At 60.5% G+C, this 12,392-nt stretch carries 10 protein-coding genes; 4 read left to right on the top strand and 6 right to left on the bottom strand.

The features are described 5' to 3' along the window. Nucleotides 1–15 precede the first annotated feature (15 nt). Nucleotides 16–603, bottom strand: coding sequence for a TetR/AcrR family transcriptional regulator (locus K0O24_RS02765; protein WP_219894305.1), 588 nt, complete (start codon nt 601–603; stop codon nt 16–18). Nucleotides 604–605: 2 nt separating this feature from the next. Beyond that, a complete protein-coding gene (locus tag K0O24_RS02760) occupies nt 606–2,276 on the bottom strand; it encodes an AMP-binding protein (RefSeq protein WP_219894304.1) in 1,671 nt (556 codons plus the stop codon). Between the two features lie 242 nt (nt 2,277–2,518). Between K0O24_RS02760 and K0O24_RS02755 the strand changes: the two genes are divergently transcribed. Both K0O24_RS02755 and K0O24_RS02750 read left to right on the top strand, forming a co-directional pair. Further along, a complete protein-coding gene (locus K0O24_RS02755; RefSeq protein ID WP_219894303.1) occupies nt 2,519–3,730 on the top strand; it encodes a thiolase family protein in 1,212 nt (403 codons plus the stop codon). Nucleotides 3,731–3,767: 37 nt separating this feature from the next. Continuing rightward, the gene (locus K0O24_RS02750) at nt 3,768–5,873 is read left to right on the top strand and encodes a 3-hydroxyacyl-CoA dehydrogenase NAD-binding domain-containing protein (RefSeq protein ID WP_219894302.1); all 2,106 of its coding nucleotides are present in this window, start codon (nt 3,768–3,770) and stop codon (nt 5,871–5,873) included. Between the two features lie 27 nt (nt 5,874–5,900). Here the strand turns inward: K0O24_RS02750 and K0O24_RS02745 are convergent, their stop codons facing one another. Further along, nucleotides 5,901–6,680, bottom strand: a complete 780-nt coding sequence (locus tag K0O24_RS02745; protein WP_219894301.1) for an NUDIX hydrolase — start codon at nt 6,678–6,680, stop codon at nt 5,901–5,903. A gap of 63 nt (nt 6,681–6,743) precedes the next feature. Here K0O24_RS02745 and K0O24_RS02740 point away from each other — a divergent pair, with 63 nt between their 5' ends. After that, nucleotides 6,744–7,166, top strand: coding sequence for an acyl-CoA thioesterase (locus K0O24_RS02740; RefSeq protein WP_219894300.1), 423 nt, complete (start codon nt 6,744–6,746; stop codon nt 7,164–7,166). Between the two features lie 7 nt (nt 7,167–7,173). Here K0O24_RS02740 and K0O24_RS02735 read toward each other — a convergent pair whose 3' ends face one another. Further along, on the bottom strand, nt 7,174–8,187 hold the full coding sequence (locus K0O24_RS02735) for an aldo/keto reductase (RefSeq protein ID WP_219894299.1): 1,014 nt from the start codon (nt 8,185–8,187) through the stop codon (nt 7,174–7,176). 126 nt (nt 8,188–8,313) lie between these two features. Between K0O24_RS02735 and boxB the strand changes: the two genes are divergently transcribed. Further along, nucleotides 8,314–9,807, top strand: coding sequence for a benzoyl-CoA 2,3-epoxidase subunit BoxB (boxB, locus tag K0O24_RS02730; protein ID WP_219894298.1), 1,494 nt, complete (start codon nt 8,314–8,316; stop codon nt 9,805–9,807). 173 nt (nt 9,808–9,980) lie between these two features. Here the strand turns inward: boxB and K0O24_RS02725 are convergent, their stop codons facing one another. Then, complete coding sequence (locus tag K0O24_RS02725) at nt 9,981–10,751, bottom strand: hypothetical protein (RefSeq protein WP_219894297.1); 771 nt, start codon at nt 10,749–10,751, stop codon at nt 9,981–9,983. After that, nucleotides 10,748–12,391: a hypothetical protein gene (locus tag K0O24_RS02720; protein ID WP_219894296.1), complete on the bottom strand. Its 1,644-nt coding sequence runs from the start codon at nt 12,389–12,391 to the stop codon at nt 10,748–10,750. The genes K0O24_RS02725 and K0O24_RS02720 overlap by 4 nt, the downstream gene beginning before the upstream one ends. Between the last annotated feature and the right edge of the window lies 1 nt (nt 12,392).

The following is a 12,392-nucleotide window of genomic DNA, read 5'->3' as shown; positions in this document are numbered from 1 at the left end:
CGGCGCGCGACTTGCTCAAGCCTGTGCGGCTCCGATGATCGAGGCGACCGTTTTAATCAGGGCGTCAACCGACCCGGTCAGGGGCAAACTGTTGCCCACGCGCATGAACCCATATCCGATGACTGCGCGGGCTTCGGCTTCCTCCGTTGGCAAGCCCAGTTCTGTCAAAATGGACGTGAGATAGCGCAACCGCAGTTCATCGATTTCAGCCAGTATCCGCCAGGCTCGCGGGTCATTGCGCCCCCACAATCGGATAGCCAGCTCGACATCAGACCCTTCGGCCGCTCGAGGAGACGCAAAGGGAAATCGCAGAAGTTCCTCTAGGCGTTGCTGAGCGGACATCGCCCGGCGTTCCAGCCTTTCCATGACCTGAACCGTCGCACGTCGCCGCCAAGTTTCGAGCAACTCGAGAAGCAGTGCGTCGCGGTCCTTGAAGTGCCAGTAGAAGCTGCCCTTGGTCACGCCCAGCGTCAGGGCAAGCTTTTCCACACGCACGCCGCCGATACCGAAGTCGGCAAGTGCGGCCAACGCTGCATTGACCCAATCGCCAGCTTCGAGCCGCTTCGAGGGCTTGGCAGCGGATTTGGATCTGGCGCTTTGCACTGTCATCGATCAACCTTGTGATGCTCATCCGCAAAGAGGGCCGCCACAGCTGCCGATCGTGCGCGAAGGGTTCCGCGCTGGTTGATATATCCCTTGTCGGTGATCTCGCCAAGCGCAGGCGAGGGAGATGATCGCTCGATCCGAAAGCGGGCAATTCTCTGGCTACTTCCGCCAGCGGCCTGGTTATAGGCCGAGATCGCCTCACGCACGGCCGCGATGACACCGGGCGCGCTCCACAGATCATCGTCAGGAGCAAGACCCTGAGCCTCGCGGCTGGCGCTTTCATTGAGGAAGAGCAGAACGCCGATCTCGTCGCGATCGTGGCCGGCAATCACGGCATCCTGAACATAAGGCCGGGTCGCATCGATGAGAGCGATGCGCAAGGCGCCGACATTCACCCAAGTCCCGCTGGTTAGCTTGAAATTTTCGGCGACTCGACCGTCAAAAGCCAGGCCAGCTTCGGGCAGGTCCGGGTCGATGAAGCGCCCGGCGTCGCCAATGCAATAATAGCCTTCGCTATCGAACGCCGAGGCCGTCGCCTCCGGCGCCCGCCAATAGCCGGGCATGACGTTAGGCCCCTTGACGCGCAGCTCGAGCTTTTCGCCCTCGGGCGTCAGCTTGATCGTGACCCCCGGGAGAGGAACGCCGATGTTGGCGGAATGAGATGCCGGGAAGTGTACGGCCGTTACGCAAGGTGCTGTCTCCGTTGACCCCCAGCCTGCCAGCATCGGTATCCTTTGTCCTGTCACCTGTCTCATCAGTTCGATCATCCGGTCCCGGGCCTTCTCGGGAAGCGCGGCGGCTGCGCAGAAGGCAAATTGCACGTTGCGAAACGCGCGGGCGCTCAGCTCGGGATTGGCTTCGATGGCCGGGATCAGGGCTTCGTACGTTGCCGGGACGCCGAAAAATCGGGTCGGAGCAAATTCGGCCATGGCCTCCAGCGTCTTGCCTATCAGGGCAGGGGCGGGGCGCCCTTCATCAATTGTCAGGGACCCGCCATGCCACAGGGCCATGTTGAAAACGAAATTGCCCCCGAATGTATGACTCCACGGCAGCCAGTCGACGAGCACTGGAGGGTGATCCGGGGCAAGCGGCCAGATTTGCGACAGCTGCAACTGGTTTGTCGCCATCATCCGATGGGTGTTGATCACGGCCTTGGGCGTTCCGGTCGATCCCGAGGTGAACATGAGCTTCGCCGCGGTGTCGAGGCTGACCGCGGTTTCGTACTGCGCAACCAGAGCGTCGTCGGGCGCGAAGTGTTCCAGGCTGGCGGGTGTGAAGACCTTTACGCCCCAGCCGGCCAGCGCATCGCGCGCTTCGGCGCAGATTTCAGGACCGACTACCGCGGCGCGCGCGCCGGCCACTTGCGCAAGGGCCCTAAGGCGATCGTAGTTTCCGTAAGCGGCATAGGACGGCGAAACCGGAGCGACGGGAATGCCGACCCGATAGGCTGCCAGTGTTGCGAGGGCATGGTCGATGCTGTTGCCTGCCAGAACCAATAGCGGTGCATCTTGGGAACAGCCCGTCCTTACCAGATGAGCGGCTATGGTGCCGACCCTCCTCCATACTTGTTCGAATGTAGCAGTGCTCCAATTCCGTCCTTCGCGTTCACGCAGGAAAATTCGGTCAGGCTCCTTCAATGCCCAAGCTTTCAACCGCTCGCTGATCGTCATTGCTTGACCGGTAAGAGGATTTTTTGCTTGCAAGATAATGGCATTGTCTGAGCGGCTTTGGACGCTCACCGCCACGGGTGCAAATCCGGTTTCGGCACCGTTCGTCGGCATTTTGGGTCTCCCAAGATTGCTGATGTGGCGCGTACGGCCTGCGCAGCTGACTATTGTGCTTTGGGTAGTTTGACAATACTGAGGCGTATGTTTTTGGCCTGGCAGCCGGCCGGTCACTGGAGATGGCGACGATGTCACGATTTGAGTCTGTTGAAATACCCTATGGAGCCTACTGGTCGACGCCGTTCGCCAAATGGCAAGGCGCCCTGCAGCATCTTCATTCGGGTATGTTCGCTGCCCATGTTGCAAAGGCCGAACTTGCCCGGCGCAATCTCAAGCCCGACCTGTTCGACGCCGGCGTTTTCGGACAGACAGTCACCCAGTTTCAATCATTCATGGCGGCCCCGTGGCCGCTGGCCCAAGCCGGCCTCAGCCACGTCGCGGGCCCGCTGATCACGCAGGTCTGTGCGACGGGTCCCCGCATTCTGCTGTCTGCCGCAGCGGAGATTCAAATGGAAATGGCCACGGTCTCGCTTGCCCTCTCCGGCGACAGGACGTCGAATGGACCGCACATTTATTACCCGGCGCCCAGCGGACCAGGCGGAACGGGGCGGTCCGAAGATCAGGTACTCTACAACTTCTCTCATGATCCCATCGGCAACCATTCCATGGCCCAAACCGCGGAGAATGTCGCTGCCAAACAGGGCATTACCGCACAGGAGCAGCACGATGTCGTGTTGATGCGGACCGAACAATACAAGGCGGCGCTGGCTGACGATCGGGCGTTCCAAAAGCGTTACATGACCCTTCCGTTCGACGTGCCGGACGCTTCCTTCCGCAAGAACGTGGCAGTCATGGAAGGCGACGAGGGCGTGACGTTTTCCACTGCCGAGGGGCTTACGAAACTGAAGCCAGTCATATCCGGCGGCACGGTGACTTTCGGTTCGCAAACCCATCCGGCCGATGGCAATGCCGCGATCGTTCTGGCGCATTCCGACAAAGCCCGTGAGCTGTCGGCCGATCCATCGATTCGCGTCAGCCTTCTCGGATTCGGTCAGGGGCGCGTCGATTTGGGCTACATGCCGGAGGCACCCGTCTGCGCCAGTGAGCAGGCCCTGCGGATGGCGGGGCTGTCAATCGCGGACATCGACGCGGTTAAGTCGCACAATCCGTTTGCGGTGAATGACATCGCCTTTTCCCGAGCGACCGGGTTCCCGATCGAGAAGATGAACAACTTCGGTTGTTCACTGATCTGGGGGCATCCGCAGGGGCCGACCGGTGTCAGGGCCATCATCGAACTGATCGAGGAACTGGCTATTCGCGGTGGTGGACGCGGGTTGTTCCAGGGTTGCGCTGCGGGCGACAGCTCGATGGCCGTAGTGATCGAAGTCGGCGATCGCTGAAGATTGCGTCGATTCCCAGAACTATAGGATAAAGAAAATGACTATGATGGTGCAGTCGGTGCAACACGTCGCGATCGCGAGCATTGCGATCGACAATCCCCCTGTGAACGTGTTGACGGCCAGGGTCCGCGCGCAGCTTCTTGCCGACCTCGAAATGGCTATCGCCGATCCGCAGGCGAAGATCATCGTAATTCACGCGAAGGGCAAGACCTTCGTGTCTGGCGCGGATCTCAAGGAATTCGAAGAGGGCACGATCGCGCAGCCTGACTACCGCACCGTGCTGGGGGCGATTGAACGCAGCACCAAGCCCGTGGTGGCTGTGCTGCACGGCACCGCCTTTGGTGCAGGCCTGGAACTTGCGATGGCTTGCCACTATCGAGTCGCCGCGAAGGCTACGCGCATCGGCCTTCCCGAGATGACGCTGGGGCTTGTCCCGGGCGCGGGCGCCGCGCAGCGTCTGCCGCGGCTTGTCGGCATGGAAGTCGCTCTCGACATGCTGCTCGGCGGCGGGCCGGTAAGTGCCGATCAATCACACGCTTCCGGCCTGATCGATGAGATCGGAGAAGGCGAACCGGAGGCTATCGGTCGTGCCTTTGTCGAACACGCGCTGACCTCTGGCCTGGTCCCTCGACCCACTTGCGCCATGGACGCCGAAATCCTGAACGACGAACTCGTCGCAGCCGCTTTGAACAGGCATAGCAGGGCCTTGCGGGGGCGCAACACTCAGCATTCCATGATCGCGGCGCTGAAGGCATCGCGGCTCCCCATCGAGGACGGCCTCGACGAGGAATGGAAGCTGTCAGCCGCGTCGATCGCCAGCCGGGAAAGCCAAGCCTTGCGCCACATGTTTTTCGCCGAGCGCAAGTCCTCGGTTATTCCGGGATTGCCAGCTGACGTGAAGCTGCGCGAAGTCCGCAAGGTGGCGGTGATCGGCGCGGGCACCATGGGCAGCGGTATTGCGATGGCCTTTGCCAACGCCGGTTTCACCATAACGCTGGTCGACACGAAGGATGAAGGTCTCGCCCGGGGGCGCTCGATCATCGAGACTGCCTATCGGGGCGATGCCAAGCGCGGTCGCATCTCTCCGGAACAGGCCATCAAGGCTATCGCCGCCATCGCGACGACCTTGAATCTCGCCGACGTTGCAGATGCCGACCTGGTGGTCGAGGCCGTGTTTGAGAACATGGACCTCAAGAAGCAGGTCCTCGCCGAGATCGACCGGACCGTCCAGGCCGATGCAATCATCGCCAGCAACACCTCGAGCCTTTCGGTGACGGAACTCGGCCAGGCCACTCTACGCCCGGACAAGGTGCTGGGCCTGCATTTCTTCTCGCCGGCTCACATCATGAAGCTGCTTGAGATCGTGCGTGGTGACGATACCTCGTTGGAGACCCTTGCGACGGGGATCAAGGTTGCTTCCGCGATCCGGAAGATTCCTGCGGTGTCGGGCGACGGATTCGGCTTCATCGGCAATCGCATGATGCTCGACGGGGCCTTTCGCGAAGGCGAGCAGATGATGCTCGAGGGTGCCGGTGTCGAGCAGATCGACGATGCGGTCGAAGGCTTCGGCTTTGCCATGGGGCCAAGCCGCGTCAACGACATGGCGGGAGTCGATATCGGCAGTCTCGTGCGCGAGCAGCTTGCCCGGCGGGAAACCCGCCAGGACCCTTATTGCATCGTTTCAGACACCCTGACGCCGCTGGGTCGCATTGGCCAAAAGGTTGGCAAGGGCTTCTATTCCTATGCGGCGGACCCGAGGAAGGGAGAAGTCGATCCCGAGGTTTCGGCGATCATCAAGCGGCTCGCTGCAGAGCGGAATATCGAGCAGCGCGCGTTCACAGACGATGAGATCGTCGAACGGTTCGTACTCCAGCTGATCAATGTCGGCGCGCAGATTCTCGATGAGGGAATCGCCTATCGCGCCGCCGACATCGATGTGGTCTGGGTCCATGGTTTCGGCTTCCCGCGCCACCTGGGTGGGCCGATGTTTTATGCCGATACCCTGGGGCTTCCTCAGGTGCTTGCACGGATCGAACATTGGAAAGCCAGGCTTGGGCACTACTGGGAACCCGCTTCGTTGCTCCGAATGCTGGCACGCGAAGGCAGCACTTTTGCGGATTATGACTCATCGCGAGCTGGATGAGTAAAGCCCATTCGGGATCGGCTTCCTTCAATCGATCGCGATCTGCGAAAGCGGCGCGGCGGTAACAGGATAGCCGATCCCTTCCGGAATATGCAGCATCTGCTCGACCTCACCTTGGACAATCCAGGGAGATACCGTCCTTTCAGGCGTTTCGGCCGCGTGCATGGCGGCATCGTCGAAGCTGGCAAACTGGGCAAGTCGCTCGAGATTGCGGCGCGTGGGGTAGATCGCCTTGATCGCGCGGGTTTCGATAAGGTCCAGCGCGTCGCGTGCGCTCGCCCAGAACAATCGCGTGCTTTCTCCGAGGTCCGGCGTAAGTTCCACATTCCCGCTGCCAAGGTTTGCGAGATAGAAACGCGTGTCGAAAATTCGGCCGGGCTTGAACGTTGGCACCCACCTGGCAAACGGGACCAGACATTCAAGGTCCAGCGTCCAGCCAAACTGTCCGAGTACGGGAGCAAGATCTTCCCGATCCGCCAGCATCGCGCGGGCGGCCTGCGCTTGGTCCGCACTCGCGCGCTGGGAAATGCCGATGACCAGCCCGGTCTCCTCGATAACCTCGCGAATGCATGCAATTCGCGCCGCAGTGTCGTCACCATGCATGGCGCCAAGACTCCGCGCCAGTTCCCGGTCGCTTTCATGGATCTTACCGCCCGGAAAAACGACGGCAGACCCTGCGAATGAAAGTTCCTTGGCACGCTGGATCATCAGAATTTCCGGAGCATCGGGTCCGCCATTGCGGAATACGACGACGGTTGCCGCCTCGACGACAACCTGTTCCTTTGTTTTTTGTCCGTCATTCGCCATCGTTCTGGCTCCTCTTGTTATCAGCCTATTTTAGCCCGCATTGTTTGTTGAAAGAGAAAATCGATGTTCACCAATACGCGAACCTGGATCGTCGAGTGGGGTGACTGCGACCCTGCCGGGATCGTATTCTATCCGCGCTTCTTTGCAGCCTTTGACACCTCGACATCGCGCATGATCGAGGCGGCGACCGGCAAGACAAAAGCCGCGCTCCTTCGCCAATATGGGATCATTGGTTGGCCGATGGTCGACACCGGCGCAAAATTCATGGCGCCGGCCAGTTTTGGCGATGAAGTGCAGATCGAAACGCGCGTGACCAAAGTTGGCCGGTCGAGTTTGAACGTCGCACATCGCATGTTTAAGGATGGCGTTCTGGTCAACGAAGCGACGGAAGTCCGTGTCTGGGCGGCCGCGCGCAAAGATGGGACACCCGGAATTGAGGGGGTCCTTATCCCCGACGATCTCGCCGGCCTCCTGCGTGGGGACTGAGGCTTCTTCACGATCGTTCACTCGTGCTGGTGCCAAATCGGTCAGGCGTACCCATCGCGAACTTACGCAAATAGGATGATCGGATCAGCGGTTCCGGGAAAAGCTTTCCGGGTGTAGCAATCGCCTGAACTTTGGCAAAGGTTTCAGCATCAATTGGTTCAGCTGCGTCTGCCAGCGATTGGCCGAGTTGTTCGGCTGTTCGTGCTCCGATGATGGGAATGCGACCAGGCCCGCTTTGCATCAGCCAGCGCAGGGCCAGGCGTCTCGGCGCCATCCCGGTATCCGAAGCGATGTCACTCAATCCGTCACGGGCTGATTTGACCCCGGCAGGGATGCGATCGGCAGGTTGGCGCATGGGGCTGTCGCCATAAGCCAAGGCTCCTGCGGCCAGCGGTCCCCAGCAGAAGGTCGAGAGGCCAAGCGAAGCCGCCATGGGGAGTAGGTCTTGCTCGACCCCTCGGGATATCGCGTTGTATTCAAGCTGCAGGGCAACAACCGGAGCCGAGCGCTGCATTTCAGCCATGGTCACAGCCCGTGAAGCGATCCAGGCCGGGGTGTCAGACAGGCCAAAATAGAGAATCTTGCCTGAGCGCACCAGGTCATCGGCAGCGCGCAGCACTTCTTCGACAGGTGTCGTGAAATCCCAGAAATGCGACCAGAGCAGGTCGATGCGGTCCGTCTGCAGACGCTTCAGGCTCGCTTCGACCGACTGGATCATCGAACGGCGACTATTGCCGCCTGCCAGTGGATGCGGCTTGGCTGAGGCTGTGTATTTGGTGGATAGCACAAGCTCATCACGGCGTCCCTGCGCGAAGGCGCCGATAATCTCTTCGCTGCGTCCGTCGGCATAGTTTGGGGCCGTATCGATCGTTGTCCCGCCTGCCTCGACAAACCGGGTCAGGATTTGATTGGCCTCGTTGTCATCGCAGCCCCACGCGCGCTCGTCGCCAAAGGTCATGCTGCCAAGCGCCACTTCCGAACTGCGTAAGCCAGAGGGACCGACCAGCACCTGCTTCAACATTTCCACTCCCTCGTTACCTGATTACCGTTGCTGCTTTTGATCTGAATCAAGAAGCACGTCGAATATGCATGATAGTGCATTTCCGGCGTGCTTCATAGGGCATGATTATGGCATGGGAGAGTGAAAGTGGCTGACCCCGAAATCCTGATTGAAGACAATGCATCGGTGAGTGGCGAAGGGTTTGTCGAGGTCAACTACGACGATCTCATCCCCAATAATGTTGATCTTTCGTCGGATCGCCAGCTCCTCCGGGCGCTCGAAAAGTGGCAGCCGGAATATGTCGACTGGTGGAAGCAAATGGGGCCTGACGGGTTCCAGGCCTCCGACGTCTATCTGCGCACGGCGGTTGGCGTCGATCCGGCAGGCTGGGCCAAGTTCGGCCACGTGAAGATGCCGGAATATCGCTGGGGAATCCTGTTGGCGCCCGAAGTCGAGGGGCGGACAATTCCGTTCGGCAAGCACAAGGGCGAGCCGGTATGGAAGGAAGTGCCTGCCGAATACCGTTCGCTTCTGCGCCGTCTGATCGTGGTTCAGGCCGATACCGAGCCGGCTTCGGTCGAGCAGCAGCGTCACCTTGGCCTCACTGCGCCCTCGCTCTACGATATGCGCAATCTGTTCCAGGTCAATGTCGAGGAAGGTCGCCACCTCTGGGCGATGGTCTACCTTCTGGTGAAGCATTTCGGCCGCGATGGCCGCGAAGAGGCACAGGCGCTGCTCGAACGGCGCAGCGGACACGAAAACAATCCCCGCATCCTTGGCGCCTTCAACGAGGCGACCCCGGACTGGCTGTCGTTCTTCATGTTCACCTATTTCACCGATCGCGATGGCAAGATGCAGCTCGCTTCGCTGGCCGAGAGCGGGTTCGATCCGCTTTCACGCTCTTGCCGGTTCATGCTGACCGAAGAAGCCCACCACATGTTCGTCGGTGAAACCGGAGTGGGACGCACGATCGAGGCGACCTGCACGGCGATGGCAAAGGCCGGGATAAGCGATCCCTACGATGTCGAGGCGATCCGCGCGCTCGGCGTGATCGACCTGCCGCTGATCCAGCGCAAGGCGAACTTCCACATGTCGGTGACACGCGATCTTTTCGGCAGCGAGATTTCGGGGAATGCGGCCGCGGCCTTCTCAGCAGGACTCAAGGGTCGCTTCGGCGAAGCAAGGCTCGATTGCGACGACCATGTGCTCGAGGACGCAACCTACACCGTCACCCGCGCGATCGACGGCAAGTTCGTCGATGAGGACGTACCTGCGCTCCGCGCGATCAACTCGCGTCTGCTCGATGACTACATTGCCGATTGCCAGACCGGGATCGAACGCTGGAATCGGGCGATCGCCAAGGCTGGGATCGATTTCAAGCTGACTCAGCCGCACAAGGGATTCAACCGGCGGATTGGTGAGTTCGCGGATCAGTTCATCACCCCGGCAGGCGATGTTGTTGACAAGGCCGCGTGGGAAGCGAGCCGCGATGAATTTCTGCCGACGTCGGCGGACATGCAGTTTATCAACTCGCTGATGCAGCCCGTTCATGCTGCTGGTGAGTATGCAACGTGGATCGCGCCGCCACGCACCGGCATCAACAACCAGCCGATCGATTTCGAATACGTGAAGATCGCTTGACCGACGACAGAATCGAGAAGGGTCGGAACCTGACCGTCAGGCTCTGACCCTTTTAATGGGGCCTCGGTGGGCCTGCGACGGCTATCGGGCCGATTCCGTAAGGCATAAGGGCAGCCATGCGCTACCGGTCAGTCTCGATACGGCGCGTTTGGTGACAGGCATCACCGTCTGGCTCAGGGATCGATGGCGATCTCCACACTGCGTTTCCCCGCGTCTGCGGGAGAGCGGGTCGCTTGGGCGTTGATCCGAGGCTCGGCCATGACGATACTTCGAGGGTCGACCCCAAGGGCGATTAATGCGTCACGTACGGCTTCTCCCCTCGCAATTGCCTGCGAGACAGGTTCCTGGATTGATGAGCCATCGTCGAGCGCGACGGTGCCCACAGAGCCCTGAATCTGCACTCGCCCGGCGTTGGCGGCAATTGCGTAGACAGCGGCCTCTTCGACAATGCGTTCTGGAGAAAAGAAGCCTTGCCCCATGTATTGGCTTCCGAACATATAGGGCACGACGAAACTCTTATGCTGGTAGGGCGGGGGTGGAGCCGCGACTTCATCGCCCAGATGTGATATGAGTTCGAACAGTACTTCTGGTGGCGGCATGGGCGTGGCGAACCCTTCGGCGGGCAATCGCTCGCGGCAGGTTTCGTCGATCTCGGGCAGAACTGAAATATTCAAGTGGTCCAGAGCTTTCCCGCCGCAAACATCCGGCGCGCTGCCAACGACCCCCTCAACCAGGACCTTGTGGCCTTGTTCGGGGTTGAAGGGCGGCGGCGCACTTATCGAATAGAGAACGCCCTCGTTCCGTGCCACATGGCAACCTAGGTCCGTGTCCCGAAAGATCGGACACGTGATAAACGCGGTGTAGTCACCAGCCTGCGGAGCGGCGACTGCTTCGCCCGACAGCATCGCCAGCAGCGCAACCAGCGTGGGAGCGCGAGCTTTCACAGGACCCTCAGGACGTTCGCCAGATCGGCCTTTTCTTGCGGATCAAGCTTCATGTTGAATCTCTTGTCATAAAATTCGACAATATCTGCGATCGTGGCGGCCAGACCGTTGGAAAAATAGGGTGGCCGCGCTGCCAATCCGCGGATTTGCTGCATATTGATCGCGCCGACGTCGGCGCACAGCCCGGATATCAGCGCCCGGCCAGGATCGTGCGTGAGAATGACGCGTCCCAGATAGGGGTGCGGAGGAGCGTCCTGGTGGCAGGTGATCCTGAAGAGCGGCAAATAGGGCGTGGCAATAGCCTGTCGCGCGATATTGGCGGTGCCAATGTCCATATAGCCCGGGGCATTATCCATGCCCGTGCGCTGCATGTTGTGGCAGTTGATGCATGAAAGCTTCATCGGATTGCCCAGACCCACCGAGTTAAGCCGGGAAACATCATCGATGACGAAGGCCCGGTAGGCGTAGATCTCATAGCCTCGGGCCACCGAATCTCGAAACTCTCGCTGCGAGCGCGTTTCGCGCTCCTGATCCGGGCGAACTGCAGCTGGAGCAGGGCGGGGGAAGATGAAAGTTCCCTTGAGCCCAGCCAAGGCAGACGCGGTCTTCCACCCTTCCAATTCGGGAAACGGCGGCCGGCCTGGATAGACGCCAAGCACCCCTGCCTTGCCTGTCGCCAGAGCGCGTGGTCCGGCACTGGCCCCACCGGTGTTCAGCCAGCCGCCAACCTTGTCGCTGCTCTGGGCAACATAGAGTTGCCGTTCAAATTGCACGATCTGGCCAATGACGGCAGCGGATGGCGGTCCCTTCGCCTGCAGGTGCGAGAGAGCGGCCTCCGTCGCCTGTCCCTCAAGTGAATTCTGCCGGTTATCGGCCAGAATGTTGTTGTTGAGAAATTTCCCTGTGACGGGATCGCGGGGCAAGACGCGGCCAAGCTTCACGTCCCAGCGGCCCAGCACGCTTGCTGAATAGCGCAGATTTGCGGGCAGGCGCGGACGCCGGAACACCGAAACCGTCGGATTGGCGCTGTTTATCCCATACTGGCTATCGAGATTGCAACCCGTGGGGTCGCTCACAACTTCGATATCGAACTCGGGGCGAATGGCGGTTCCATTTGGCGAGCGGGGCGGCCAGGCTAGGCCAATCCGGATCAAGCCATGGTCGAGAAGAAGCGAATGAGAGGCGCGACTGCGCTGCGGCAGGCTTGGACAGTTTGATCCGTCAATTGCCGCAAATACGGGATCCCTTCCACCGGTCGCCTCCCATCGTTTGCGCAGCAGGGCCGGCGTGATGCTCATGCCGGCTGACGGTTGGTGGCAGCTGACACAGGCCCGTCCGTTACGACCGATTGGCGTGAAGAAGGGATGGCCCCGCGTCGATACGTCGCTGCCATGGTTCAAGACACCCACGGTGCCAAAGTCGTTTGGAAAGTCTACCTGTCCGGTCAGGCGATAATCGCCGCCCGGAGCCCACCAGTCCGATGCGCCCGCAGCCTGGCCAGTAGGCTCACTCGCTCCGGGACCGGTCTCATATTGCATTTCGTCCGGTGGGGTGCCGAAGGCGCGGTATCCAATAGACAGCATCGCGGCAGCGCAGCTCAGCCCCAATATCGCGCGTCGTATGCCGGACGAAATTGCCATT

Origin of the sequence: Aquisediminimonas profunda, from assembly GCF_019443285.1 — a bacterium.
GTDB classification, from domain to species: domain Bacteria; phylum Pseudomonadota; class Alphaproteobacteria; order Sphingomonadales; family Sphingomonadaceae; genus Aquisediminimonas; species Aquisediminimonas profunda.
The sequence above is the reverse complement of the archived record's forward strand: the minus strand, read 5'-3'. Positions and strand labels throughout refer to the sequence as shown.